Source organism: Microbulbifer mixtoriginis (SeqCode) (assembly GCF_052466865.1).
On record NZ_CP174293.1, the window covers coordinates 496878 to 523511 of the forward strand.

General features: G+C 55.1%; 20 protein-coding genes. 15 read left to right on the forward strand and 5 right to left on the reverse strand.

Annotated elements, in window-relative coordinates; genetic code table 11:
- Positions 1–19: 19 nt before the first annotated feature.
- A complete protein-coding gene (locus ACJJJA_RS02325; protein ID WP_444903646.1) occupies positions 20–2704 on the reverse strand; it encodes a penicillin-binding protein 1A in 2685 nt (894 codons plus the stop codon).
- 147 nt (positions 2705–2851) lie between these two features.
- Between ACJJJA_RS02325 and ACJJJA_RS02330 the strand changes: the two genes are divergently transcribed.
- The 11 genes from ACJJJA_RS02330 to ACJJJA_RS02380 all read left to right on the forward strand — a co-directional run bounded on the left by ACJJJA_RS02330 (position 2852) and on the right by ACJJJA_RS02380 (position 18554).
- Entirely contained in the window at positions 2852–3928 is a 1077-nt protein-coding gene (locus ACJJJA_RS02330; protein WP_252084188.1) for a pilus assembly protein PilM, read from the forward strand.
- Between the two features lies 1 nt (position 3929).
- Entirely contained in the window at positions 3930–4520 is a 591-nt protein-coding gene (locus ACJJJA_RS02335; protein WP_444903647.1) for a PilN domain-containing protein, read from the forward strand.
- A 12-nt stretch (positions 4521–4532) separates the two neighbouring features.
- A complete protein-coding gene (locus ACJJJA_RS02340; protein WP_444899276.1) occupies positions 4533–5153 on the forward strand; it encodes a type IV pilus inner membrane component PilO in 621 nt (206 codons plus the stop codon).
- Positions 5150–5680 carry a pilus assembly protein PilP gene (locus tag ACJJJA_RS02345; protein ID WP_444899275.1) on the forward strand — a complete coding sequence of 177 codons (531 nt, stop codon included), beginning with the start codon at positions 5150–5152 and terminating at the stop codon, positions 5678–5680. The genes ACJJJA_RS02340 and ACJJJA_RS02345 overlap by 4 nt, the downstream gene beginning before the upstream one ends.
- Positions 5680–7869 carry a type IV pilus secretin PilQ gene (locus ACJJJA_RS02350; RefSeq protein ID WP_444903648.1) on the forward strand — a complete coding sequence of 730 codons (2190 nt, stop codon included), beginning with the start codon at positions 5680–5682 and terminating at the stop codon, positions 7867–7869. Before ACJJJA_RS02345 ends, ACJJJA_RS02350 begins: the two co-directional genes overlap by 1 nt.
- Positions 7869–8390, forward strand: coding sequence for a shikimate kinase AroK (gene aroK / locus ACJJJA_RS02355; protein ID WP_252085944.1), 522 nt, complete (start codon positions 7869–7871; stop codon positions 8388–8390). Before ACJJJA_RS02350 ends, aroK begins: the two co-directional genes overlap by 1 nt.
- Before the next feature lie 79 nt (positions 8391–8469).
- Positions 8470–9555 (forward strand): 3-dehydroquinate synthase, encoded by a 1086-nt coding sequence (gene aroB, locus ACJJJA_RS02360; RefSeq protein ID WP_444903649.1) that lies wholly within the window; start codon positions 8470–8472, stop codon positions 9553–9555.
- Between the two features lie 344 nt (positions 9556–9899).
- Positions 9900–14348: a glutamate synthase large subunit gene (gltB, locus tag ACJJJA_RS02365; protein WP_444903650.1), complete on the forward strand. Its 4449-nt coding sequence runs from the start codon at positions 9900–9902 to the stop codon at positions 14346–14348.
- A 20-nt stretch (positions 14349–14368) separates the two neighbouring features.
- Positions 14369–15787 (forward strand): glutamate synthase small subunit GltD family protein, encoded by a 1419-nt coding sequence (locus ACJJJA_RS02370; protein WP_444903651.1) that lies wholly within the window; start codon positions 14369–14371, stop codon positions 15785–15787.
- Positions 15788–15946: 159 nt separating this feature from the next.
- Positions 15947–17026 (forward strand): uroporphyrinogen decarboxylase, encoded by a 1080-nt coding sequence (gene hemE, locus ACJJJA_RS02375; RefSeq protein ID WP_444903652.1) that lies wholly within the window; start codon positions 15947–15949, stop codon positions 17024–17026.
- Positions 17027–17198: 172 nt separating this feature from the next.
- On the forward strand, positions 17199–18554 hold the full coding sequence (locus ACJJJA_RS02380; protein ID WP_444883455.1) for a cyclic di-GMP phosphodiesterase: 1356 nt from the start codon (positions 17199–17201) through the stop codon (positions 18552–18554).
- Between the two features lie 54 nt (positions 18555–18608).
- Here ACJJJA_RS02380 and asd read toward each other — a convergent pair whose 3' ends face one another.
- From asd to rsgA, 3 genes are read right to left on the reverse strand one after another with little or no spacing between them, the layout of a single operon-like run.
- Entirely contained in the window at positions 18609–19472 is an 864-nt protein-coding gene (gene asd, locus ACJJJA_RS02385) for an archaetidylserine decarboxylase (RefSeq protein ID WP_444903653.1), read from the reverse strand.
- 26 nt (positions 19473–19498) lie between these two features.
- Positions 19499–20293, reverse strand: coding sequence for a sulfurtransferase (locus ACJJJA_RS02390; RefSeq protein ID WP_444903654.1), 795 nt, complete (start codon positions 20291–20293; stop codon positions 19499–19501).
- A complete protein-coding gene (gene rsgA, locus ACJJJA_RS02395) occupies positions 20290–21330 on the reverse strand; it encodes a small ribosomal subunit biogenesis GTPase RsgA (protein WP_444887793.1) in 1041 nt (346 codons plus the stop codon). Before rsgA ends, ACJJJA_RS02390 begins: the two co-directional genes overlap by 4 nt.
- An 86-nt stretch (positions 21331–21416) precedes the next feature.
- Between rsgA and orn the strand changes: the two genes are divergently transcribed.
- Positions 21417–21959, forward strand: a complete 543-nt coding sequence (gene orn, locus ACJJJA_RS02400; RefSeq protein ID WP_444883459.1) for an oligoribonuclease — start codon at positions 21417–21419, stop codon at positions 21957–21959.
- 81 nt (positions 21960–22040) lie between these two features.
- Here orn and queG read toward each other — a convergent pair whose 3' ends face one another.
- Complete coding sequence (queG, locus tag ACJJJA_RS02405) at positions 22041–23144, reverse strand: tRNA epoxyqueuosine(34) reductase QueG (protein ID WP_444903655.1); 1104 nt, start codon at positions 23142–23144, stop codon at positions 22041–22043.
- 134 nt (positions 23145–23278) lie between these two features.
- On the opposite strand from queG, the gene ACJJJA_RS02410 reads away from it, so the two are divergent.
- The 3 genes from ACJJJA_RS02410 to ACJJJA_RS02420 are packed head-to-tail and all read left to right on the forward strand — an operon-like array spanning position 23279 to position 26618.
- Positions 23279–24760 (forward strand): NAD(P)H-hydrate dehydratase, encoded by a 1482-nt coding sequence (locus ACJJJA_RS02410; protein WP_444903656.1) that lies wholly within the window; start codon positions 23279–23281, stop codon positions 24758–24760.
- Positions 24761–24762: 2 nt separating this feature from the next.
- Complete coding sequence (gene tsaE / locus ACJJJA_RS02415) at positions 24763–25251, forward strand: tRNA (adenosine(37)-N6)-threonylcarbamoyltransferase complex ATPase subunit type 1 TsaE (protein WP_444903657.1); 489 nt, start codon at positions 24763–24765, stop codon at positions 25249–25251.
- 56 nt (positions 25252–25307) lie between these two features.
- Positions 25308–26618, forward strand: coding sequence for an N-acetylmuramoyl-L-alanine amidase (locus ACJJJA_RS02420; protein WP_444903658.1), 1311 nt, complete (start codon positions 25308–25310; stop codon positions 26616–26618).
- Positions 26619–26634 lie beyond the last annotated feature (16 nt).

Sequence of the window (26634 nt, forward strand, 5' to 3'; positions counted from 1 at the left end):
ATGGCAGGGATGCCGTATCTTAGAAAAGCTCTTCGGGTGGTGGCTCACTCGAGCGGTCCCGGCCTGGCATCTCATCGTCGGAGTATCTGGTGCGATAGGGGTTGTAGGCCTCGCGCCCGGGTACCCTATTGGTGCGGAAGATCTCAAACATGCCGCCATAGGAGGTACGTAGGCCGTTCTTGGGGTTGATACGCACGGTCGTTATGCTGTCTGGCTGGGGCAGGTGACGCTCGGGCAAGCCCTCCAGGGCAGTACTCATAAAATCTATCCAGATAGGCAGTGCCGCAGAGCCACCGTACTCATTTTTACCGAGTTCGCCGTAAGAGTCGAAACCCACCCAAGCACTGGTGGCTAGGTAGGGGCTATAGCCTGAGAACCATGCGTCGCGCGGGCCGTTGGTTGTTCCCGTCTTGCCAGCAATATCACCGCGCTTCATAGCGAGGGCGCGTCGGCCGGTGCCTTTTTTGATCACATCCTTGAGAATGGAATCCATGATGTAAGCCGTCTCCGGGGTCATGGCGCGCGGTGCCAGGGGGCGTGCTTGGGGCTTGGATGAATCTAGTGGGCCTACCGGGAGTACTTTCAGCTCGGGAGGCTCTTTGCCTTGGTCCGGGCCCTCTTCACCGGGCTGAATTGCCGCTAGGTCGAGTGGCTCCTGATTATTGAATCCTTGGGACTCACTGCCAGGCTCAGGGCAGTCATTGCACACAGTGAGTGGTAGGGCCTGGTAGAGAGTTTCGCCATTTACATCTAAAACTCGGTCAACAAGATAGGGTTCCACTCGATAGCCACCATTGGCGAAAGCTGCATAGCCACGCACCATTTCTAGGGGCGTCAGGGCCGAGCTGCCCAGTGCGATGGTTAGGTTGCGCGCCAATTTACTGCGGTCAAAGCCGAAGCCCTCGACAAAACCGAGGGCGTAATCGAGCCCCAGTGCCTGCAGCAGGCGAATGGAGACCATGTTACGTGACTTATACAGAGCCATACGCAGGCGGGTGGGGCCAAGGAAAGTGCCGCCATCATTCTCCGGGCGCCACACATCTTGCAGGTTGGTTTCCTCGAAGATTATTGGGGCGTCGTTAATCACACTGGCGGCGGTATAGCCGCGCTCGATAGCCGAAGCGTAGATAAATGGCTTGAAACTGGAGCCCGGTTGCCGCGCCGCCTGGGTGACGCGATTGAAGTGGCTCTGGCGGAAGTCATAGCCACCGACTAAGGCGCGTATGGCGCCGTCTTGAGGATCGATAGAGACTAGGGCTCCCTGGGCCGATGGCACTTGGGTTAGCTCCCATTCCTCAGTAATTTGTGGCTCCAGGGGGCTGGAAGAGACTTCTTCGGCCTCTGCAAATGGATCGGGGTTGGGTGTGTCTTCAAAGGCGCTAGCAAGTTGGGCTGCCCCACCTGCGCTGGTAGGTTCGCCCTGGGAGCCGATAACCTCAGTGTGCTTAATCTCAATGCGGCGCAGGCGCACCACATCACCAGGTGCAAACATCTTCTCGGCAGACTGTAAGCGTGGTCCTCGTGAGCTTTCAGTAATATAGGGGCGAATGGAGTCGAGCCCATTCTCCCAGGGAACCTCGACCACACGGCGGTCGCGCAGCTGTACTTGCAACAGCTTTGGCTCCACCGCAGTGACTACCCCAGGCTCAAGCCCACCCAGCACAGGGATTTCATTGAGCAGATCAATCAGTTGGTCACTGTCATGCAGCAGTTCCGGTGGCAGTCGCTGTTCCGGGCCACGATAACCGTGGCGTGAATCATAGGTTTCGAGGCCGTGTTGCAGTGCCCTGCGCGCCTGGTCCTGCAGGCGGCTGTTGACGGTGGTGATGACCTGATAGCCATCGGTGTAGGCACTGTCGCCAAAAAGCTCAACAGCTTCTTTGCGCGCCATTTCGGCGATATAGGGGGCATCCAGATCCAGATCGCGGCTGTGGTAGCTGGCGGTCACCGGTGCGGTAATGGAGTGCTTGTACTCATCCTGATCGATATATCCCAGGTCGAGCATGCGCTTCAAGATCCAGTTGCGGCGCACCAGGGCCCGAGTGGGGTTGGCGATGGGGTTGAAGGTGGAGGGGGCCTTGGGCAACCCCGCCATCATTGCCCATTGTGCCATGCTCAGGTCCTTGATGTCGCGACCGTAGTAAACATGTGCGGCAGCCTGAAAGCCATAGGCGCGGTTACCCAGGAATATTTTGTTGATATAGAGTTCCAGAATCTCATCTTTGCTGAGTTCGCGCTCAATTTGCAGTGATAAGAGGATCTCATTGAACTTGCGGATAAAACGCTGCTCACGGCTTAGGAAGAAATTGCGCGCCACCTGCATGGTTAAGGTACTACCACCAGACTGGATTGAGCCGGTCTGCACGAGCTGCGAGGCTGCCCGCATCAAACCCTTAATCGAAACCCCACTGTGTGAGTAGAAGCTCGCATCCTCTGCTGCCAGTATTGCCTTGATAAATGGTTCTGGCGTTTGTTCGATGGTGATAGGGTTGCGGCGTTTCTCACCAAACTCGCCTATCAGTTTCATGTCTTGTGAATAGACGCGCAGTGGGGTCTGTAGGCGAATATCCCGCAGGCTTTCGACTGAGGGCAGCCCGGGTTTCAGGTAGAGGTAAATGCTGGCGAAAACCATGGCTGCGCCGGCTGCGCCGGCGAGACAGAGCCAGAGCAGCGCTAGTAGACGATTTCGGGCTTTTACTGTCATGAAACTGCTTCTGTGTACTTCATTTGAGTGATTCGGTGAATAATTATACGAATATTGTGCGCTATTACCTATGCAAATGCCGGTTGAAGCGGTAATTTAAAGTGCTATAACATCAAACTTTCATAACCCACGGAAAAGATAAGAAAAATGGGGATTTTCCCTTTTCTGGATAAAGGCCCGAAGGCCATGTTGGGACTCGATATTAGCTCGACCGCAGTAAAGTTGCTGGAGCTAAGTCGCAATGGTGACAAATATCGGGTCGAAAGCTACGCCGTGGAACCCCTGCCGCCGAATGCGGTAGTGGATAAGAACATCAATGATGTTGGCGCCACGGCGGAAGCTATCCGCAAGGTAGTGCGCCGTTCCAAAACCCGACTGCGCCGTGCGGCTGTCGCCGTATCCGGCTCCGCAGTGATCACTAAGACCCTGGAAATGCCCGCTGATCTCTCCGATGAGGATCTGGAAGCGCGTATTGCCTTGGAAGCGGATCAGTACATTCCCTATCCCCTCGAAGAAGTTAGTCTCGATTTTGAGGTACAGGGGCCATCTGAAAGAGGGGATGACCAGGTGGAAGTGTTACTGGCAGCATGCCGCAGCGAAAATATCGAACAGCGGGTTTCCGCCCTCGGTGAGGCTGAGTTGGAGGCGGGTGTCGTGGATGTGGAAGCTTACGCTATTGAGCGCACTTACACTCTGCTGGAAGATCAGTTTCCTCCCCAAGAGCAGTTGGTTGTTGCGGTAGTGGATATCGGTGCGACTATGAGTGCACTGTCTGTACTGGTTGATGGCAAGACAGTTTATACACGGGAGCAGCTATTCGGTGGTCGGCAGCTCACCGATGAGATTCAGCGGCGCTACGGCCTCTCCGCCGAAGAGGCCTCTCTGGCGAAGCACCAGGGTGGCAGCGGATTGCCCGATGACTATTATGCCGAGGTTCTGGAGCCGTTTCGGGATGCGGTGATTCAGCAAGTCACCCGCGCGCTGCAGTTCTTTTACTCTTCGACTTCCTACAGCGATGTGGATTACATATTGCTCAGTGGTGGGGTTGCCGCGATGGAAGGTTTGTCTGATTTGGTCGGTGAAAAACTGGGCAAACCCACAGTGATTGCCAATCCTTTTTACAAAATGGCTACCTCTTCTCGGGTAAACCAACAGATATTAGCCAAAGAGGCTCCAGGGCTGATGATCGCGGCAGGGCTCGCCATGCGGGAGAAGGAGTACTGAGATGGCCAAGATTAATCTACTCCCCTGGCGCCAGGAATATCGCGCACAAAAGCAGAAAGAGTTTCAGCAAGTATTAGTGCTGGTGATTATTGCTGCTGCGGCGTCGGTTTTTCTTTGGATGAAAACGGTTGATCGGCAAGTCGCTTCCCAGAATGAGCGCAATCAGATACTGCAGGTCAAGATTAATGCTCTAAATAAACAGGTAAGTGAGATCAAGGACCTGAAAAAGCGCCGCCAGGAACTGATTGATCGAATGCGGGTGATTCAGGAGCTCCAGGGGAACCGTCCTCTAGCTGTTCGTTATTTTGATGAGCTGGTACAGGCAACTCCTGAGGGGCTTTGGCTCCTTGAACTTACCCGCAAAGGTTCTCAATTGGAGTTGTCAGGAGTAGCAGAATCCAATAACCGTGTATCATCTTTTATGCGCAATTTGGACCAATCCGACTGGTATGAATCTCCAAACTTAACGGATGTTACTGCTAGCCCTGAATATGGGGAACAAGCGAGTGCTTTTCAGTTAACAGTAAATTTGAGTGGTCGTAAGAGTGACGATGCTAACGATAGTGATTTAACTACCACTGGCGTTGAGTAAAGGAATTATATAATGGCATTCGCAGAAACTCTTAAGCAACTCCAAGATTTAGATATTAATGACATCGACTTTTCAAGAGTTGGAGTCTGGCCGATAGCTGGTCGTATTACTCTCTTAATCATTGTTTCAGCAGTTTTAGTTTTTATTGGGTATTACCTCTGGATAGGTGATCTTTATAACAGCCTGGAACGTGCGCAGAATAAAGAGAAAGAGCTGTTTTTGCAGTTTGAAAACAAGCAATTTGAGGCTGCAAATCTGGATGCGTATCGTGAGCAACTAAGGGAGATGGAGGGCACCTTTGGCGCACTGCTAAAGCAACTACCAAAAGATACAGAAGTTCCAGGATTGTTAGAGGATATTGATGAGTATGGGAGAGGTAGCGGCCTAACGATCGAAAAAGTTGCTCTGGAAAGTGAGTTGGTTGGAGAGTTTTATGTTGAGCTGCCAATTCGTATAGAGGTTCAAGGGGGGTACCATGAATTTGGTTCTTTCGTGAGTGGTATTGCTGGAATGCCTAGGATTGTGACTCTTCATGATTTTACTATCTCAACCAACCGAGATAGTGGTGGGCTGCTTGATATGGTTATCAATGCAAAAACCTACCGCTATAAAGATCAGGAGGATGAGGAGTGACAAAAAAAACAGCCATCGTAGCTACACTTTTAGCGGTTTCTGCTTGCAGTATGAATGTAGATCAAAATGATTTACATCAAAGAATGGCTGAGGTTGAGCGGAGGCCTAAAGGTCAAATTGAGCCTATCCCGACGTTTACGCCATATAGCCCATATATTTATAGTGCCGCTGCTCAGAGGAGTCCATTTACTCGCCCTGTTTTGGAGTCTGATCAGCGATTAGTTGGTAGAAGACTTGAAATAGCACCTGATTTAAGTAGGCGTAGAGAGTTGCTTGAAAGTATTAACTTTGATGCTTTGGCAATGGTGGGCACGATTTCCCGTGATGGCCAGTTATGGGCCCTGATTGATGATGGTAATGGTGGAATTCACAGAGTAACTGTGGGGAACTACTTGGGGAAAAATCACGGGCGAGTTGTGAGCGCTACACCCACGCAACTCGATGTGTTGGAAATTATACCGGATGGTACCGGGGGCTGGATTGAGAGGCCACGTGCACTCGCGCTGGAAGAGAAGGACAACGGATAATGATTAATAAGCAGTTTGCTAAGTGTTTGGCACCGTTTCAGATTTTACTGCTCGCTGTATTGATGGTTCCTGCGGCGTTACAAGCGCAGGTGAATCAACTGAACGATATACAGTTTTCAGAGCTTCCCGGTGGCCGGGTTCAGCTGCGTTTAACTTTCACGGAGGAGCCTCCAGAGCCCACTGGATATACAATAGAGCAACCGGCTCGGATTGTGATGGATTTTGCCGGTGTTGAAAGTGTGCTACCACAAAAGAAATATTCACTGGGAATAGGTGCCGCTCGCAGCGCTGTGGTAGTTTCCAGTGAGGGGAGAACTCGCCTAATTGTTAATCTGGATCAACTGCCGGTATACACCAGTGAACGTCATGGTAGCCAGCTCGTGATGGAGATTGGTGAATCTGTAGTTGCGACGGCTTCATCTCCACAATCCCCCACCCATGACAGTGGCCTTAATCTTGGTGGAAACAAGCAGTTCAATGCCTTGGGTGCTATTGCTGTTAACGGGGTTGACTTCCGGCGCGGTGAAGAGGGCGAAGGTAAAGTCATTGTTAGCCTTTCTGATCCGGCAGTAAATATTGATGTGGAACGCACCAAAGGCAAAATCTATTTGACTTTTCTGGGCGCAGAATTGCCCGAATCTCTTCGCCAGAAGCTTGACGTAACTGACTTTGCAACCCCTGTGAATGCCATTACGGTAGACTCTGATGGCCGCAATACCGTAATAGCTGTGGATCCGACAGATGCAGATTATGATTATCTCGCTTATCAAGCCGATAATCAGTACGTGTTGAGCGTAAAACCTCTGTCCGCAGCGGAAGTTCGCGAGAAGGAGAAAGAGTTTCAATTCACAGGGAAAAAGCTTTCGTTAAACTTCCAGGATATTGAAGTTCGTTCCGTGCTCCAAATTATTGCTGACTTTACTGATCTCAATCTGGTGGCAAGTGACACCGTGCAGGGGCGAATCACATTACGGCTTGATGGTGTGCCTTGGGATCAGGCCTTGAATTTGATTCTTAAGGCCAAGGGCTTGGATAAGCGCCAGGAAGGTAGCGTCATTATGGTAGCTCCAGCTGCTGAGATTGCAGAAAGAGAGCGCCAGGAGTTGGAGAGCCGTAGGCAATTGCAGGAGCTGGCTCCACTAAGAACTGAATATATTAGTGTGCGCTATGCTGATGCCGGAGAGCTGTTTACATTATTTTCTGGTCAGCAGACGGATGATCAAGGAAAGGGCAATTTTGCTGGGGGTAAACAAGACGCTAATCAAGCAAGTATTTTGTCAGCCCGTGGTAGTGCAATTGTAGATGAGCGAACCAATACAATTATCCTTACAGATACAGAAGAAAAAATCGCACAGTTCCGCGAACTGATAGAAGTTATAGATGTTCCTATTCGTCAGGTGATGATTGAGGCCAGGATCGTCACTGCAAATAGTGAGTTCGAGCGCGAGCTCGGTGTTCAGTGGAACTATACAGGCACTCATGATATTGACGATGACTCTGTAGTCATTGGTTCTGGAGGGCAAAATAGCACTAGTGTCGGTGGATCTGGATCTGGACCCAGTGTCTCTTCACCGGCCAGCACCCATGATCCTTTGCTGGTGGACTTAGGTGTTGGAACACCTGCTGGGCAACTAGCTTATGCGATATTAAAGGACAATTTTTATTTGGGTTTGGAGCTGTCTGCGATGGAAGATGTGGGCATGCTTGAGATTGTATCCCAGCCCAAAGTAGTAACTGGTGATAAACAAGAGGCGAATATCCAATCGGGAGTGGAAATACCTTACTTGGAGGCTACCTCTTCTGGTGCAGCTTCTGTGACATTTCGAGAAGCTGTTCTTGAGTTAAATGTAACACCTCAGATAACTCCAGATAACAATATAATAATGACGCTTAATATCGAGCAGAATAGTGTTGGGGATTTGTTTAGCGTTAGTGCTAATACGGCTGTTCCTACAATTAATGTGAACACCCTAGCGACAAAAGTACTAGTCAGTAATGGCGAAACAATTGTTTTAGGCGGTGTGTTTGAGAGCAATGTTCTTGAGGGGGAGACTAAGGTACCCTTACTTGGAGACATTCCGTACATAGGTAACTTGTTTAAGAAAACTGTACGCACAGATGATAAACGTGAGATATTGATGTTTATCACCCCGCGTATTATCGAAAGTGAGACTTTTTTATCTAAGTGATTAACCGCTCCATCTTTTTAGTCGGCCCCATGGGGGCCGGCAAATCCACGATTGGCAGGTTGTTAGCGGCACAATTGCAGCTGCCTTTTGCTGATACCGATAAAGTGCTGGAAGAACGCACAGGGGCAGATATCCCCTGGATATTTGATGTAGAAGGCGAAGCCGGCTTTCGTCGACGCGAAAGTGAAGTGCTCGAAGAACTTTGTCTGGGTCCCCACCAAGTTATCGGCACCGGTGGTGGCATCGTTCTACTGGAGGAAAACCGGAGGTTGCTGCAAAAGTTTGGTCATGTGATTTATTTACAGGCCGGGGTAGAGCAGTTGCTGGAACGCACTTCCAAGAACAGTAACCGCCCTCTTTTACGAGTGCCCAATCCACGCGCGCGTATTGAAGAAATTTTACAAGAACGCGCCCCTCTTTATCGCGAAGTTGCGGATGTTATCTGCGACACTGATGACCTGACCCCCAAGCAAGCATCAGCCCTGGTTGCTGAGCGCCTTATGGAAAGCCTCTCCCAATAACCCCTTTTTCACTCTGTGCTAAAGTGCGTCTCATTAACTCAATGCGCTACATATTGGCGCTAGTGGGAAGGAGAGCATTGTGCACTGTTTTAATGTGGAACTGGGGGAGCGCAGTTACCCCATTGTCATTGGGTCCAAGTTATTAGCCGACTCACAATATTTACTGCCCTATTTACGTGGGCGCCAGATCTGTGTGGTTACAAATGAGACAGTGGCTCCCCTGTATTTGTCCCGCTTACTGGATGGGCTCTCTGACTTTGATAAGGTTGATGTTGTCGAACTACCCGACGGGGAAGCCTTCAAGACTTTGGATACCGTCAATCGAATTTTTGACGCTCTATTGGAACAGCGTCACAACCGCACGACTACGCTAATTGCCCTAGGGGGTGGTGTTGTGGGAGATATGTGTGGATTTGCCGCTGCCTGTTATCAGCGCGGCGTCGATTTTATTCAGGTGCCCACTACACTCCTTGCCCTGGTCGACTCCTCTGTGGGAGGTAAGACTGGCGTCAATCACCCGCTAGGTAAAAACATGATTGGGGCTTTTTACCAGCCCCGGCTAGTACTTGCCGATATGGATACATTGACGACTCTGCCAGATCGTGAATTCTCAGCAGGTATTGCTGAAGTAATCAAGTATGGCCTGATCTGTGATGCACCATTTTTCCACTGGATAGAGACCAACATTGATGCACTCTTATCGCGAGATCCCAAGGCTTTGGCTTATGCCGTGGATCGTTGTTGTCGTGATAAGGCAGAGGTTGTGGCTAGTGATGAGCGTGAGGCAGGCCGCCGCGCCATATTAAACTTTGGTCATACCTTTGGACATGCAATTGAGACTGTGCAGGGCTACGGGCGTTGGTTGCATGGTGAGGCGGTGGCCGCAGGAATGGTGATGGCTCTGGAGCTCTCGCATTTACTGGGAGACGTGGACAGTGAATTGGTTCAGCGTGTTCGTCAGCTGCTGCAAATAGCCCAGTTGCCGCAGCAGTCTCCCGCGGATATGAGTGTCGATGATTTTCTACAGGCTATGCAGTTAGACAAGAAAGTGCTGGATGGCAAGTTGCGTTTGGTATTGCTGAGATCTTTGGGGGACGCAAAAGTTGTCGATGATACGCCTCAGGAAAAAGTTATAGATGCGCTAAGGAACTGTGGTGCCAGGTGACAGGGGATTCGCGAACTGCGCTTATTAGAGAGTACGATCACTTAAAATCAAGTCGACAGGAAATAAATCTGCCTTATTTTTGTTTGGCAGTTAAAAAAACTGTGAATTATTGAAAATGTAGTGGTAAGCAAGTAATATTGCGCGCCCCCCGGAAATAATGGCGGGGCAAAATAACCGCCAATAAGAACAATAAAGAAAGCCCCATTAGAGGGCTTTTTTTATCTCGGGATCTTTTACTTAGGGACCGCAGGAGAGCGTAGCGCGAGCGTTAAGCCATTTTTGCCCATATCAGGCCGCTATCGGCAGTGCCTGTGGTCCCCCAATCGATAGTGACGAGGAATTCTATGGGTAGCAGTCTGTATCAGTTGGATGAGTTTAAGGACAACTGTGGTTTTGGTCTGATCGCTCATTTACAGGGTGTGGCGAGCCATAAGTTAGTACAGACGGCCATTGAGTCCCTCACCTGTATGACCCACCGCGGCGGTATTGCCGCCGATGGTAAAACTGGCGATGGCTGCGGTTTGCTGCTGCAGAAGCCCGATAAATTCCTGCGCGAGGAAGCGCTAAAGTTGTTCGGTCTGGAACTCACTGAGGCCTATGCCGTAGGTTCGGTGATGTTGCCTCTGGATGACAGTGAGGCGCAGAGCGCTCGTCAAATCTTTGAGTCTGAGCTGCAGGCGCAAGGAATGCGGATTGTTGGTTGGCGCACCGTGCCCACCAACCCCGAGTGTCTTGGCCCCATCGCCAGGGACTGCCAACCTCGCTTCGAACAACTGCTGATCAATGATGCCGAAGAGCCACTGGGTGAAGCCCGTTTTAATGCTCGGCTGTATGTGGCCCGGCGTAAGGCCGAGTTGCAGCTGAGTGGTGATGTTTATATCGCCAGCCTATCGACTAGTGTGCTCTCCTACAAAGGACTGATGATCCCGGCGGATCTGCCGAAATTCTTCCCTGAGTTGGCGGATCCGCGCCTGGAAACCGCTATCTGTGTTTTCCACCAGCGCTTCTCTACCAATACCATGCCGCGCTGGCCTCTGGCCCAGCCTTTCCGCCTGCTGGCGCACAATGGTGAAATTAATACCATTACCGGCAACCGCAATTGGTCGGTGGCACGCACCAACAAATTTGTTACCGAGCTGATTCCCGAGCTGAATGCGCTGGTACCGCTGGTGAACCGCGAGGGCTCCGACTCCTCCAGTTTGGATAATATGTTGGAGATGTTGTTGGCGGGTGGTATGGAGCTACACCGTGCGGTGCGCATGCTGGTGCCGCCTGCCTGGCAAAATGTTGAGGGCATGGATGCAGACCTGCGCGCTTTCTATGAATACATCTCCATGCATATGGAGCCCTGGGATGGCCCCGCCGGCTTGGTGATGACCGATGGCCGTCACGCGGTATGTACTCTCGACCGCAACGGCCTGCGCCCGTCCCGCTGGGTGATTACCAAAGACGATATTATTACCGTGGCTTCGGAAGTCGGTGTTTATAACTATGCACCGGAAGATGTAGTAGCTAAAGGGCGTCTCGGGCCCGGGCAGATGCTTTCTGTGGATACCCAGGAAGGCAAGCTGTACCACACTGCCGATATCGACAATATGCTCAAGCGCGCCCAGCCTTATAAACGCTGGCTGAAAGAGAAGGCGCGCCGTATTCGCTCCACCTTGGTGACCGCACCGGTTGACAATAATTTTTCCCACCAACAGTTTAAGGTCTACCAGAAACTGTTCAGTTCCTCGCTGGAGGAGCGCGATAAGGTAGTGCGTCCGATGGCGGAAGCCGGCCAGGAAGCGGTGGGTTCCATGGGCGACGATACGCCGATGGCGGTGCTGTCCCGCTACAACCGCTCGCTCTACGATTACTTCCGCCAGCAGTTTGCCCAAGTGACCAATCCGCCTATAGACCCGCTGCGGGAAACGGTGGTGATGTCCCTGGAAACCTGCTTGGGCCGTGAAAAATCCGTGTTTGAGGAGACGCCAGAGCACGCCGACCGCGTGATTCTGTCCTCGCCGGTGCTCTCCCATATGAAATACACCGCGTTACTGTCGCTGGATCGCCCCGGTTTCGACGCGGAAATTTTCGACCTGAACTACGATCCGGCAAATCTGGATCTTCATAGTGCAATTGAACGTCTGTGTACCAAGGTAGAGGCTTCTGTTCGTGCCGGCACCGTGATTGTGGTGCTGTCCGACCGCGATATTCGCCAGGGCCATCTGCCCATAGATGCGCTGCTCGCCACCGGTGCCGTGCACCATCATTTGGTGCATGCGGGCCTGCGCTGTGATTCCAATGTGGTGGTGGATACCGCCAGTGCACGGGATGCGCACCAGCTCGCCTGCTTGGTGGGTGTGGGAGCGACGGCAGTACATCCCTATTTCTCCTACAGCATTATTAATCACCTGATCGACAGGGGAGAGTTGCTGCTGGATGCGGCAGAAGCGCAGAAGAATTACCGCAACGGCATCATCAAGGGCCTGTTAAAAATCCTGTCAAAAATGGGTATCTCCACGGTAGCCTCTTACCGCGGTGCGCTGTTGTTTGAGTTGGTCGGTCTTTCCAAAGAGGTGGTGGACCTGTGTTTCCCCGGTGCACCCACTCGTATCGAAGGCGCCGGCTTTGCCGAGTTGCAGGCAGATATGGCCGCGCGTGCGGATATCGCCTGGAAAGCGCGTAAGCCGGTGTCCCCCGGGGGCCTGCACAAATATGTGCATGGCACCGAATACCATACTTTTAACCCGGATGTGGTGACGGCCCTGCGCCGAGCGGCCAGTACTGGGGATTACTCCGCTTGGCGTGATTACTCGGAACTGGTCAACCAGCGCCCGGTGGCAACCTTGCGGGATATGCTGGCCTTCAAGGAAAACCTTGAGCCTGTGCCATTGGAGGAAGTGGAGCCGGTCGAGCAGATTGTGCGTCGCTTTGACTCCGCTGCTATGTCCCTGGGAGCTCTGTCTCCCGAGGCGCACGAATCTCTGGCTCAGGCCATGAACCGCCTGGGTGGACGCTCCAACAGCGGAGAGGGCGGTGAAGATCCGGCCCGTTTTGGCACCGACAAAGTCTCCAAAATCAAACAGATCGCCTCCGGCCGTTTCGGCGTGACGCCGCACTATCTGGTCAATGCCGAAGTGCTGCAGATCAAGGTGGCTCAGGGCGCTAAGCCCGGTGAGGGTGGTCAGTTGCCCGGCGGTAAGGTGAATGACCTGATTGCTCGGCTGCGCTACTCGGTGCCCGGTGTCACCCTGATTTCACCGCCACCGCACCACGATATTTACTCCATTGAGGATCTGGCCCAGCTGATCTACGACCTCAAACAGGTTAACCCGGATGCACTGGTATCCGTAAAGCTGGTGTCCCGTCCAGGAGTTGGCACTATCGCCGCTGGCGTGGCTAAGGCTTATGCGGATTTAATTACCATTTCCGGCTATGACGGCGGTACTGCAGCGAGCCCGATCACCTCTATTCGCTATGCTGGTTCACCTTGGGAATTGGGCCTGGCGGAAACACACCAGACCCTGCGAGCCAACGACTTGCGCGGCAAAGTTCGTGTGCAGACGGATGGGGGCCTTAAAACTGGCTTGGATGTAGTCAAGGCGGCGATTCTCGGTGCGGAGAGCTTCGGCTTTGGTACTGCGCCAATGGTGGCGATTGGCTGTAAATACCTGCGTATCTGTCACCTGAATAACTGTGCCACGGGTATCGCGACCCAGCGCAAGAACTTGCGCGATGCGCACTATATCGGCACCGCAGAAATGGCGATGAACTTCTTCCGCTTTGTTGCCGAGGAAACCCGCGAATGGATGGCGAGCATTGGTGTGCGCACCATGGAAGAGCTGGTCGGCCGTGTAGACCTACTTCGCATCATTGAGGGAGAAACCGACAAGCAGAAGAAACTGGATCTGTCGCCGCTGTTGCATACCGATGCACTACTCGATAGCAAACCGCAAACCTGCCAGCAGGCCACAAATGAGCCCTGGGATAAGGGCGAGTTGGCCGAGCGCATGGTGGAAGAAATTCTACCCGCCATTGAGAACCTGACTGGTGGTGAATTCAGCTTCGAGGTGACCAACTGCGATCGCTCTCTGGGGGCGCGTCTTTCTGGCGAGATCGCCAAGCGCCACGGCAACCAGGGCATGGTGGAGGCGCCAATAAAACTCAACCTCAATGGAGTTGCCGGGCAGTCTTTCGGCGTATGGAACGCCGGGGGGCTGGAGATGTATCTCGAAGGGGATGCCAACGATTATGTCGGTAAGGGCATGGCCGGCGGTAAGCTGGTTATTCGACCGCCTGAGGGTAGTGAGTTTGCTTCCCAAGACACCAGCATCGTCGGTAATACCTGCCTGTACGGTGCTACTGGCGGTAAGTTATTTGCCGCTGGCCGTGCCGGCGAGCGCTTTGCTGTGCGCAATTCCGGTGCCTTCGCCGTAGTGGAAGGGGCCGGCGATCATTGCTGTGAATACATGACCGGTGGAATGGTCGCGGTGCTAGGGCGCACCGGCTACAACTTTGGTGCCGGTATGACCGGTGGTTTTGCCTATGTGCTGGATCTGGAGCGCGATTTCTTCGACCGCTGCAACCACGAGCTGATTGAGCTGCGCCGTATCAGTAGTGAAATTCTCGAGCCGCACCAGAGTCATCTGCGCGAAGTGATCGAAGCCTATGTCGCGGAGACCGGCAGCGCCTGGGGTGAAGAGCTACTGGATAACTTCGACGATTACCTGAGCCGGTTCTGGCTGGTAAAACCTAAGGCGGCGAGCCTTGCGGATCTTCTTTCTGACGTGCGCAAGCGCGGCGAATAAGGCTGGGGTGGAGAGACAGTATGAAAGACAGACTGAACAATGATTTCCAGTTTATCGACGTGGCCCGTATAGATCCGCCGAAGAAAGATATCATCGCGCGCACCAGTGAATTTGTGGAGATTTACCAGCCATCCAGTGAAAACCAGGTGGCGAGCCAAGCACACCGCTGCCTAGACTGCGGCAACCCCTACTGTGAGTGGAAGTGCCCGGTGCACAACTATATTCCCAACTGGCTGAAATTGATCAGCGAGGGGAATGTGATCGAGGCGGCGGAACTCTGCCACGAGACCAACACCCTGCCGGAAGTTTGCGGGCGCGTTTGTCCCCAGGACCGCCTGTGCGAGGGCGCCTGTACCCTCAACGACGGTTTCGGCGCTGTGACCATCGGCAATGCTGAAAAGTACATCACTGATACTGCCTTTGCCCTGGGTTGGCGTCCGGATCTCAGCCATGTGGAAAAGACAGGTAAAAAAGTCGCGATTGTGGGCGCGGGCCCAGCCGGACTGGGCTGCGCCGATATCCTGATACGCAACGGCGTACAGCCGGTGGTCTTCGACAAGCATCCGGAGATCGGCGGCCTGATCACTTTCGGTATTCCGGAATTCAAGTTGGAAAAATCGGTGATGGAAAAGCGCCGCGAGGTGTTTGTTGAGATGGGGGTGGAGTTCTGTCTCAATACCGAGGTGGGCAAGGACATCAGTTTCGAGCAGTTGCTCAATGACTATGATGCCGTATTCCTGGGGATGGGTACCTACAACTACATGAAGGGCGGCTTCCCTGGTGAGGACCTGCCCGGCGTGCACGATGCTTTGCCGTTCTTAGTGGCCAACGTCAATCGCAATATGGGTTGGGAGAAGGACCCTGCGGAATTTGTCTCGGTGGAAGGCAAGCGTGTAGTGGTGCTGGGTGGCGGTGATACCGCCATGGACTGTAACCGCAGCTCTATTCGACTGGGGGCCAAGAGCGTGACCTGTGCCTATCGTCGCGATGAGGAAAATATGCCGGGCTCCCGCCGCGAAGTGGTCAATGCCAGAGAAGAAGGGGTGCAGTTCCTGTTTAACCGCCAGCCGGTAGAAATTGTTGGCGACGGCAAGGTCTCTGGAGTGAAAGTAGTCACTACCGAGTTGGGTGAGCCCGATGAAAATGGACGTCGCCGTCCGCAGGTGGTGCCCGGTTCCGAAGAAGTCATCCCGGCAGATATCGTGCTGGTCGCCTTCGGTTTCCGCCCAAGCCCGGCGGAATGGTTTGCCGAGCACAGCATTGAAGTAGCGGACTGGGGTGGTGTCGTTGCCCCGGAAGAACAGAAATACAAGTTTCAGACCTCCAACGAGAAGGTCTTTGCCGGTGGCGATATGGTACGCGGTTCCGACCTGGTGGTAACAGCTATTTGGGAAGGGCGCCAGGCCGGTGAGGGTATTCTCGATTATCTGGATATCTGATTTTCCCGGTTGCGGATGGGAGGCTTTAAGCCTCCCATTTTTATATCTTTGTAGAGCGGCACCAGCCCTCAACCTGCCTGGATGATATTGTTGCCAAGCTGTATCTAGTGGCCCCGCCCCCTGTACAATGGCCGTTTTTTTAGCCCGCTCGGTGTACCTATGTCTGATACCAAACCGTCCGAATTGAAAAACGACCGCTTTCTCCGCGCCTTGTTGCGCCAGCCCGTGGATCGAACACCAGTGTGGATGATGCGCCAGGCGGGTCGCTACCTACCCGAGTACCGCGCCAGCCGCGCCGAGGCTGGGAGCTTTATGGATCTATGCCGTAATACCGAATTGGCGTGCGAGGTCACTCTGCAGCCGTTGGAACGCTACCCACTCGATGCGGCGATTTTATTCTCCGATATCCTCACCATCCCAGATGCTATGGGCCTTGGGCTCTATTTTGCCGAGGGCGAGGGCCCCAAATTCCATAAGCCGCTGCGCACTGCCGCTGATATTGAGGCATTGGAAGTGGTGAACAGCGAACGGGATCTGGACTATGTGATGAACGCTGTGTCCACCATTCGCCGCGAGCTAAATGGTCGTGTGCCGTTGATCGGTTTTTCCGGCAGCCCCTGGACCCTGGCCACTTACATGATTGAGGGCGGCTCCAGCAAGGACTTTGCCCGCAGCAAAGAAATGCTCTACAACCGCCCCGAGCTGATGCACCAGCTGCTGACTGTACTCGCCGATTCGGTGACCGACTACCTGAATGCACAGATTCGCGCCGGTGCCCAGGCGGTACAAATTTTCGATACCTGGGGCGGCGCCTTAAGTCACAGCGCCTACCGCGAGTTCTCCCTGCAATATATGCAGCGTATTCTCAACGGTCTGATCAAAGAGGCCGATGGCCGCCGGGTGCCCGCTATCCTGTTCACCAAAGGGGGTGGTCAGTGGTTGGAAGCGATGGCGGATACCGGTGCTGATGCTCTGGGGCTCGATTGGACCACCGATATCGGCAGTGCCCGCGCCCGTGTTGGGAATCGCGTTGCCCTGCAGGGTAATCTGGATCCTTCCGTGCTCTACGCCAGTCCAGAGCGCATCCGCCAAGAAGTGGAAGCTGTGCTGCAGTCCTACGGCCAGGGTAGTGGCCATGTTTTCAACCTTGGCCACGGTATTACTCCGAAAGTAGATCCGGCCCATGCCGGCGCCATGATCGAGGCAGTGGTAGAGCTTTCCGCAAAATATCACGTCTAACTGTGGCAACTAGTGTCTGAGTCTGTGAATGCAGTCTCACTTTGTATAGGTGCTCGCCAATATCTGTCCGTGATATAAATGTGCGCTTGCCCGAGGGGGCCCGGATTTAGAAACGGGGCCCTTGCTGAGGGCGGTCTCCAAGCATTTACTACAGTGGTCGGTACCTCCCCAAGTGGCACTCGAACAGGCAAAAATTTCCGTCGGTGATCTCCAGCGCGGCATGTTTGTGTCCAGGCTAGACAAACCCTGGACACAGACTCCATTTGCCCTGCAGGGCTTTTATATCCGCGATTTGGAGGAGATTCGCCAACTACAGAAGTACTGCCGTTTTGTTTATGTCGATGTGCACAAAACCGTAGGCAGTGCCGGTGTTACCTTGCGCCGTTTGATCGGCGCTAGTGGTGCAAGTGCTAAAGGGCATGGCCGAGCCGCTGTGCGCGTCACCATTCCCTGCCGCCCCGTTGCGGTCTCTCACAAGACTTACCCCCCCCCTCAGCCCGCCCAGCGCGAGGCAGGCAATGCGCGCAAGTTGCACGGCCAGATATTGCGCGGCATGGGTGAAGTTATGGGGCTGGTAGCGAGCAATCGACCACTGCCGGTGCCACAGATGAACCGGGTGGTAGAGGATCTGGTTGAGAGTGTGCTGCGCAGCCCGGATGCTTTCGCCTGGTTGGCGCGAGTGCGAGACAGGGATGAACATACTTACAGTCACTCGGTACGCGCCAGTATTTGGGCGGTGCTGTTTGGCCGACATATCGGCTTGGCGCGACATGAGTTGGTGCAGCTGGGGGTGGCCACCCTGTTAAAGGATGTGGGCAAGTTATCGATTCCCGCAGAAGTGCTGCAGATGCCTAAGCGCGACCCGCGCAGCGAGCTGGAGTATCGTAAATTTGTGCAGCACAGCGTGCAGATGCTATCGGCAGACGCCCAGGTCGACCCCCAGGTGATTGATATTGTGCGCGGTCATCGCGAGCGCCACGACGGCGGTGGTTATCCCGGTGGCTTGCGCGGTGACAAGATTCCCGTATTGGCGCGCATGTGCGGCATCGTTACTTTTTATGATGAAGCGACGAACCCCCGCGGCGCCAGCCAGCCCATAGCGCCTTCAAAGGCCGTGGCCGAACTCTATGACCTGCGTGGCATCGCCTACCAAGAACAGCTGGTCGTCGAATTTATTCAGGCGATAGGACTCTACCCCACCGGTACCCAGGTAGAGCTCTCCAGTGGCGAAGTGGGTGTAGTGGTGGAGCAGACCTATGACCGGCGTTTGCGCCCCAAGGTGATGATTGTGCTGGATGCGCACAAGCGCCAGCTGAGTAAACCGCGCCTGTTTGACCTGGCGGCTGCCGAGGATCGCGCAGAAAAGCTGATTGAGCGTGGCAAGATGCGCCCGGAGGAAAAGATCAGCATAGTGCGGGATATAGAGCCAGGGGCTTATCCGGAGGTGAATACCTCGGCGGTGCGGGACGATTACCTTTTCAATAGTGGTGGGCAGCTGTCCCGCTTTTTCTCGCGCCTGGCGAGATAGTTTATTCCCGGGGGAAGCCTTGAGAGCGGCGTAACTTACCGCTCTCCCGAAGAATCAGCCGGCGTCAGCTATCATGCTGCCGAAATACTCACCCATACGCACAGGGGTTTCCGCCTCAAGGCTGTCCAGCCAGCGCACTTGATCCGTCCCAAACAACATGATGACTGTGGAGCCCAATTTAAAGCGCCCCATCTCCTCGCCTTTTCGCAGGTGAATCGGTGCATTCTCAAGATAGTTGGTGGTGCGCACATCGCGGGTATGGGGCGCCACCTGGCCCGCCCAAACAGTCTCGATTCCGGCAACGATCATGGCACCAACCAAAATCATGGCCATGGGTCCGGCTTCAGTATCGAATACACACACCAGGCGCTCGTTGCGGGCGAACAGGCGCGGTACGTTTTCGGCGGTTACGGTGTTGACCGAGAACAGCTGGCCCGGCACATAAGTCATACTGCGCAGGGTGCCGTCGATAGGCATATGTACCCGGTGGTAATCCTTGGGTGACAGGTACACGGTGGCGAAGTGGCCATCGTCAAATTGGGCCGCCAATTCCGGATCACCACCCACCAATTCCAGCAAGCTGTAGTCGTGCCCCTTGGCCTGGAACACACGGCCATTGTGGATAGCACCGAGCTGACTGATGGCGCCATCTGCGGGACAGGCCAGGCTACCCTCGCTACTGACAATCGGCCGTGCGCCCTCTTTGAGTTCACGGGTAAAAAAGTCGTTAAAGGTACGATAGGCGGTGCAATCGGTCTCTTTGGCCTCCTGCATATCGACACCGTACTTTTCGACAAACCAGCGGGTGAAAGGGTCTTTGATCGACTTGATCTCGGTGTTCGCCAGCCAGCCCGCAGCGCGGGAAAGAGCGTGTTGCGGAGTCAGGTATTGCAGGGTGGTAAAGAGTTTTGGATTCATACGGGTACAACGTTTTCCGGTAATACTTACTGTTCGACGGGCGTATTGGGCAGGTTGCCCCACTCACTCCAGGAGCCTGGGTAGGCGCGAATATCAAAACCCAGGGACTTACCCACCAACCAGGTAAAACCAGAGCGGTGATGACTTTGGCAGTGGGTGACGATTTTATGTTTTTCATTGATGCCGAGCTTGGCGAGTAGCTCGCGCGCATCGGTGCGGATACGCAGGTCGCGCTGAGGGTCCATCAGCTGGGTCCACTCGCAGTTGATTGCGCCGGGAATATGACCGCCCTTGGTAGCCAAGACCCTTTCTCCACTGTACTCCTGGGGGGAACGGGCATCCCAAACGAGGAAGCCGGGGTTGCCAAGATGCTCCTGGATTTCCCGGGCACTCATGGCAGCATCGGTATCGATCGAGACTTCGATATCGCTTGGGGCAGCCTGTGGTTCTTCAGTGGTCAGTGGTAACCCGGCACCGCGCCAAGCGTGCATACCACCGTTTAAGTAGCTGTAATTGCGGTGGCCAATACTCTCCAGGGTCCACAGAAGGCGTCCGGCCCAGCCGCCGCCTTCATCATCACAGGCCACTACATGGGTTTCCGGGCGCAGGCCAATAGCGCGAAAAACTCGGGTCAGCTGCTCGGCGCTGGGGAGTTTACCCGGCGCAGGGGCAGTACCCGCCATCAGTGCCTGAAATGGTAGGTGCAGGGCGCCGGGGATGTGTCCGTTCAAGTAATTTTGCAGGGAGCTGAGGTCGACAATCAATAGCTCTTCATGCTCCAGCTCGGCGGCGAGCTCTTCCGCCTCAATAATCAGGTTCAAAATTTATTCTCCGATTCCAGGCTGTTGCGCAGGTGTAAAAAGCTGTTCATACGGCGCTCACTGATGTCGCCGTTGGCCAGTGCTTCGTGAATGGCACAGCCGGGTTCGCCCTGATGGTTGCAGTCGCGAAAGCGGCAGTGGCCGATAAAGGGGCGGAATTCCACAAACCCTTCCAGTAGCGCGGCCTCCTCCATATGCCAGAGGCCAAACTCGCGGATGCCGGGAGAGTCTATCAGATCGCCTCCGCTGGGCAGGTGAAACAGTTCCGCTGCGGTGGTGGTGTGGGTGCCCTTCAGGGTTGCCTCGGACAGGGCGCCGGTACGGGCGCCGGCACTCGGTAGCAGGGCGTTGACCAGTGAAGATTTACCCACGCCGGACTGCCCGACAAAGACGCTGCTGCCCTTGGCCAGGGTCTCGAGTAGTTGTGGCAGGCCCTCGCCGGTTTTAGTGGAAAGGCGCAGTACTGGGTAGCCGAGGTCGGGGTAGGGGGCCAGTAGGGTATCCAGTGCCTGGCGGTTGCCATCGTCGATCAGGTCGATCTTGTTCAGCAGCAGGATTGGCGCTATACCGGTGGTCTCTGCGGCGACCAGGTAGCGGTCGATGGCATTAGCGAAGGGCTCCGGGTAGGGGGCTATAACAATCACAATGCGGTCGATATTGGCTGCTACGGTTTTCAGGTCGCCGTAGCGATCAGGGCGCTGCAGCTCTGAGTTGCGCGGCAACCGCGCACCCACAACCCCATAGCCGCCATCGCTATCACTAGTGGCGGGACGCCAAGCGACGCGATCGCCGGTTACCAGGGTATCGATATTGGCACGCATGTGGCAGCGTTGGCGCAGGGAAGCATCGCTCTCACTTTCCACCAAAATTTGGGTGCCATAGTTGGCGATGACAAGACCGGTCTGTTCCTGGCCCAGTTGACCGTCGTCCAGAGCTTGTTCTGCGGACTCTTCGCGCTTGCGCGCGCGGGCCTCACGCTCCTGCTGGATCTTGGCGACGCGCCACTGTTGGCGGCGGTTTAATTTGCGTTTACTCATGCACTGGCACCTGGAGATTAGCGGCGGATTATAGCCATTGCCGGGTAGTTGCGGTAACTTGCGCGGAAAGTTTGAGGAGACCCGCTGTGGATCAGAACAACCTGATCTGGATAGATCTGGAGATGACCGGCCTCGATCCGGAAAAAGAGCGCATTATCGAAATCGCCACCATTGTGACCGATTCGCGGCTGAATGTGCTCGCCGAAGGCCCGGCGATGGTGATTCACCAGAGCAAAGCCCTGCTGGATGCCATGGATGACTGGAATACCGAGCAACACGGCGGTTCTGGTTTGGTGGCAAAAGTAAAGGAATCGAATATATCCGAGCGGGAAGCGGAGCGAGAGACCCTGGAGTTCTTACGCCACTGGGTGCCGGAGGGTGCCTCGCCCATGTGCGGTAACTCTATCGGCCAGGACCGTCGCTTCTTGGTCAAATATATGCCGCAGCTGGAATCCTACTTCCACTACCGCAATCTGGATGTGAGTTCGGTGAAAGAGCTGGCCAGGCGCTGGCGTCCGGATGTGTTGGATGGGGTGAAAAAACACAGTAGTCACTTGGCTCTAGACGACATTCGCGATTCCATCGAAGAGTTGCGCCACTACCGCGAGACCTTCTTTCGCCTCAGTTAAGCTTCCGACTTAGCGGAGCTCTCGGCAGATTAGAGCCTCTTTTCTGCTGCCCCGACTCTTTTCTGTGCCTCGATAAGGGGCTCAGGTTACGCGTTTGATCTTGCGTTTGCGTTTGCGTCCACTGCGTAGCCGCGCCAGGGCCCAATCGATATGCTCCAGCACCAGAGGCGTGGCCGTTTGCCGCGATTGTTCCAGGCTTTCGAATACCTCCTCGCTGGCCGCGCCATTGCCGAGCGCCACCGCCAGGTTGCGCTGCCAGCGCTCATAGCCGATACGGCGGATTGGCGAGCCCTCGGTCTTGCGCAAAAACTCCTCCTCGCTCCAGTTGAACAGCGCTAATAGCTCGCCGTTGTCGAGGCCGTGGCGCGGGTGGAAGTCCTGCTCTACGGTGGGTTTGGCGAACTTGTTCCAGGGGCAGATTGTCTGGCAATCGTCGCAGCCGAAAACCCTATTGCCGATGGGCTCGCGGAATTCCTCCGGAATCGGCCCCTTGTTTTCGATGGTTAGGTAAGAGATACAGCGCCCGGCATCTAAGGTGCGCGGGCCGATAAAGGCATCGGTTGGGCAGACTTTAAGGCAGGCCACGCAATCGCCGCACTCGTCGGCAAAATCTCCGGCATCGACAGGCAAGGGCAGATTGGTATAGATCTCGCCGAGGAAGAAAAAAGAGCCAGCTTTGGAATTGATCAGCAGGCAGTTCTTGCCGACCCAGCCGAGGCCGGCCTTGCGCGCCAGAGCGCGTTCCATTACCGGTGCGCTGTCGGTAAAGGCGCGACCCTTGGAATCGATACCCTGTTCGGCACAGAAGGCATCGATCTTCTTGGCCAGGCTGGCCAGGCGCTTGCGAATCAGCTTGTGGTAGTCGCGACCATTGGCGTAACGGGAGACATAGGCCTTACTGGAATCCTTGAGCACTTTGATCGGCTGGGTATCCGGTGGCAGGTAGTCCAGGCGCACACTGATGGCGCGCACGGTTCCCACTTCCAGTAGTGCCGGGCGCCAGCGCTTTTCCCCGTGGGCGCCCATCCACTCCATATCCGCGTGGTAGCCCTTATTGATCCAAGCGCGCAGGCGCTCACCGTCCTCCTCCAGCTGGCAGTCGGTGATACCAACCTGCTGGAAGCCCAGCTCCCGTCCCCAGAGTTTGATCAGGTCGGCTAATTCGGCGAGCAGTGATTCGGTCATAGATAAAGCGGCTCGATATCCCATGCAAGCACAATGACTGGCCGGGGCGGTATACTTTGCTGTCAGTGCAAGTGGCAGCGATACAATCGCCCATTTTGCCACAGATGACATCTTCACCACATTGCGGGAGCCGCATGGATACGCCACAACCTTTGTACAGTGCCGAATCGGTACGGGAACTCGACCGACAAACAATCGCCGCGCTGGAAATTCCTTCGATACAGCTGATGAAGCGCGCGGCCCGCGCTGCTTTCATCCATTTACGCGCCCGCTGGGCAGATATCGGCCGCATCCAGGTATTTTGTGGCGGTGGCAACAACGGCGGTGATGGCTATGTGATTGCGGCTCTGGCCGCGCAGAAGAAGATACCGGTGACGGTGTTTGCCTGTACTGACCCCGAACTCTTGAAGGGCGATGCCCGCGAGGCCTATGCCTACGCCGTTCGCGAAGGCGTTCAGGTGCTGACCTCGCTGACCGAGCTGGACAGTGCCGACGGCAACACCCTGATCGTAGATGCACTGCTGGGGACAGGGATTAGCGGTGAATTACGTCAGGATGTTGCTCATGCCATTGAGCGAATTCGCAAGAGTCCCGGTCCGGTTTTTTCCGTAGATATTCCCTCTGGCCTGAGTGCCGATAGCGGCGGCGCTGATCTGGCCGTTCAGGCCGATATGACCGTGACGTTTATCGGTCGCAAGCTGGGCCTCTACTGTGGGCGTGGTCCGGCGCTTTGTGGCGAGGTGATCTTTGCCGATCTGGGTGCCCCCGCACCGGTTTATCAAGCAGTAGAGCCCCTGGCGCAACGGTTTGAGGGCTCCAGCCTGAAACGCCTGCCCGAGCGTGCTGCGGACAGCTACAAGAATATGTTTGGCCATATTTTGATAGTCGGTGGCGACAGCGGTTTCGGTGGCGCAGCGTTGATGGCGGCGCAGTCCTCTGCGCGCAGTGGCGCCGGTCTGATCTCCCTGGCAACTCGCCCGGAACACTTAACTGCCGCTTTGACCCGTTGCCCAGAGGTCATGGCTCATCCGGTTATTTCTGGCCAGGAACTGGAACCACTTTTAGAGGGGCCCGATGTCATCGCAGTGGGCCCGGGTCTTGGCCGCTCTCCCTGGAGCGAACAGTTACTGGCCCGCGCCGGCCGCGCTCAGGTGCCGCTGGTGGTGGATGCGGATGCATTGAATATCCTCGCCGTTGGGCGGGTACTCGCTGGTGTAAAACGCGATGATTGGGTGCTGACGCCCCATGTCGGCGAGGCGGCGCGCCTGCTCGGCTGCAATACCGCCGAGGTACTGGCAGATCCCCGCGCGGCGGCGATGGCAGTTCAGCAGAAATTCAGTGGTGTGGTGATACTAAAAGGCGCCGGCACTCTGATTGCCCACGAAGGCGGTGTCGATCTGATCAACAGCGGTAATCCGGGTATGGCCTCGGGAGGCATGGGTGACCTACTCACCGGAATAGTGGCGGCCTTGATCGGTCAGCACCTGCCTTTGGTAGATGCGGCGCACCTGGCAGTTTGGCTGCATGGCGAAGCGGGTAACCGCGCCGCGGAGGATGGTCAGCGCGGTTTGTTGGCTACAGATTTATTGCCCTGGATTCGACGGTTGGTGGACTGATAGTGAGTGAACTGAAATTGCATTTAGCGGACGAAGAGGCAACGGTGGCCGGCGGCGAAGCGCTGGGCCGCGCCTGCCTGGCCAGTGGTCTACAGCGGGGGCTCACTCTGTACCTGAATGGCCAACTGGGTGCTGGCAAGACCACCTTTTGTCGCGGTGTGCTTAGAGCCTTTGGGCATCAGGGCGCGGTGAAGAGCCCCACTTACACCCTGGTTGAGCCCTACGAACTCGGCCCCCAGCGGGTATATCACTTCGACCTCTATCGCCTGGGAGATGCCGAGGAGTTGGAGTTTATGGGGGTGCGGGACTATTTCGCCACGCATAGCCTGAGCCTGGTGGAATGGCCGGAACGCGGCGCTGGCGTTTTGCCCGAACCAGACTTGGAATTGACGCTGCAAGTACCGGACAGCGGCCGCCAGCTGCTGTTGAATACCCATTCCAAACAGGGAGAAGCGGTACTCGATACTCTGGCAAAGATGCTAAATAAATAGCAATTGGCCTGGATTCAGGGATGTGTAAAAACAATAAGTGAAAGGGTTGGGAAGTAATGAGTAGGATGTGGCGCTCGCTGGTGGCCCTGGTAACTGGGCTGGTAATTGCACTGCCGCTGATGGCGGCTGAAGTGGAGGGCGTGCGCCTGTGGCGGGCGCCGGACCACACGCGCCTGGTCTTCGACTTGAGCGGCCCGGCGGAGCACAAGTTGTTCACCTTGAGTGGGCCTCACCGTGTTGTGGTGGATATTGCCGATACCCAATTGAAGGCGCAGTTAGATACTCTGGACCTGAAGGGTACTCCCATCGCCCAAGTACGCCACGCCCGCCACAACAAGAAAGACCTGCGCGTTGTCCTCGATCTGAAGCAGCAGATCAATCCGCGCAGTTTTTCCCTGCGCCGTCATGAATTACTGCCGGATCGCCTGGTGCTTGATCTTTACGACAAAGTGGAAAATCAAGAGAAGACCCTGCAGCAGGTGAGTACTGAACGCGACATCGTTATTGCCGTGAATGCTGGTCACGGCGGTGAGGACCCGGGTGCACTGGGTCCCAGAGGTCTGCGCGAGAAGGATGTGGTGCTGGCTATTGCGCGAAAACTACACAAAGAACTCGATCGTGAGCGGGGTTTCAGCGCGAAATTGGTCAGAACCGGCGATTACTTTATTCCCCTGCGTCAGAGGGTGAAGAAGGGGCGCAAAATGCGCGCTGATCTGTACATTTCGATTCACGCCGATGCCTTTACCCGCAAGGAGGCCCGCGGTGCCGGTGTCTATGCCGTTTCCTCGCGCGGCGCTACCAGTGAGACAGCACGTTTCTTGGCCCAGCGGGAAAATGAATCCGACCTGATAGGCGGTGCCGGTGACTTAAGCCTGGATGACAAGGATGACACCCTGGCCGGGGTATTACTGGATTTGTCGATGACCGCCACCATGAATGCCAGCCTGGATATTGGCGCCAGTGTACTGAATTCACTGGCCAGCTTTACACACTTGCACAAAAAGAAAGTCGAGCAGGCGAATTTTTCGGAGTTGCGCAACCCGGATGTACCCTCAATTTTGGTGGAAACGGGCTTTATCACTAACCCCTACGAGTCACGACGATTGAGTGATCCCAAGTTTCAGCAGCGTATGGCAGAAAAGCTCAGTGAGGGTATAGTGGCTTACTTTCGCGCTAACCCTCCGGCGGGTACCTGGCTGGCAGCCAACAAGCCTGCCAAGTCGCGTCGCCATGTGATTAGCCGCGGCGAGACACTGTCCGGAATTGCCGCGCGTTACCGGATTTCCGTGGCCTCCCTGAAGAAAGCCAACGGTATTAAGAGCTCAGTGATCCGCGTGGGGCAGACTCTGAGTATCCCCTCGGGTTAGCCCCAAAGTTATCGAC

What these genes read in the sequence shown, in the direction of transcription:
- ACJJJA_RS02325 (WP_444903646.1), bottom strand. Translation starts at nt 2,704, where the DNA reads ATGACAGTAAAAGCCCGAAATCGTCTACTAGCGCTGCTCTGGCTCTGT.
- ACJJJA_RS02330 (WP_252084188.1), top strand. Translation starts at nt 2,852, where the DNA reads ATGGGGATTTTCCCTTTTCTGGATAAAGGCCCGAAGGCCATGTTGGGA.
- ACJJJA_RS02335 (WP_444903647.1), top strand. Translation starts at nt 3,930, where the DNA reads ATGGCCAAGATTAATCTACTCCCCTGGCGCCAGGAATATCGCGCACAA.
- ACJJJA_RS02340 (WP_444899276.1), top strand. Translation starts at nt 4,533, where the DNA reads ATGGCATTCGCAGAAACTCTTAAGCAACTCCAAGATTTAGATATTAAT.
- ACJJJA_RS02350 (WP_444903648.1), top strand. Translation starts at nt 5,680, where the DNA reads ATGATTAATAAGCAGTTTGCTAAGTGTTTGGCACCGTTTCAGATTTTA.
- gltB (WP_444903650.1), top strand. Translation starts at nt 9,900, where the DNA reads ATGGGTAGCAGTCTGTATCAGTTGGATGAGTTTAAGGACAACTGTGGT.
- ACJJJA_RS02370 (WP_444903651.1), top strand. Translation starts at nt 14,369, where the DNA reads ATGAAAGACAGACTGAACAATGATTTCCAGTTTATCGACGTGGCCCGT.
- hemE (WP_444903652.1), top strand. Translation starts at nt 15,947, where the DNA reads ATGTCTGATACCAAACCGTCCGAATTGAAAAACGACCGCTTTCTCCGC.
- asd (WP_444903653.1), bottom strand. Translation starts at nt 19,472, where the DNA reads ATGAATCCAAAACTCTTTACCACCCTGCAATACCTGACTCCGCAACAC.
- rsgA (WP_444887793.1), bottom strand. Translation starts at nt 21,330, where the DNA reads ATGAGTAAACGCAAATTAAACCGCCGCCAACAGTGGCGCGTCGCCAAG.
- queG (WP_444903655.1), bottom strand. Translation starts at nt 23,144, where the DNA reads ATGACCGAATCACTGCTCGCCGAATTAGCCGACCTGATCAAACTCTGG.
- ACJJJA_RS02410 (WP_444903656.1), top strand. Translation starts at nt 23,279, where the DNA reads ATGGATACGCCACAACCTTTGTACAGTGCCGAATCGGTACGGGAACTC.
- ACJJJA_RS02420 (WP_444903658.1), top strand. Translation starts at nt 25,308, where the DNA reads ATGAGTAGGATGTGGCGCTCGCTGGTGGCCCTGGTAACTGGGCTGGTA.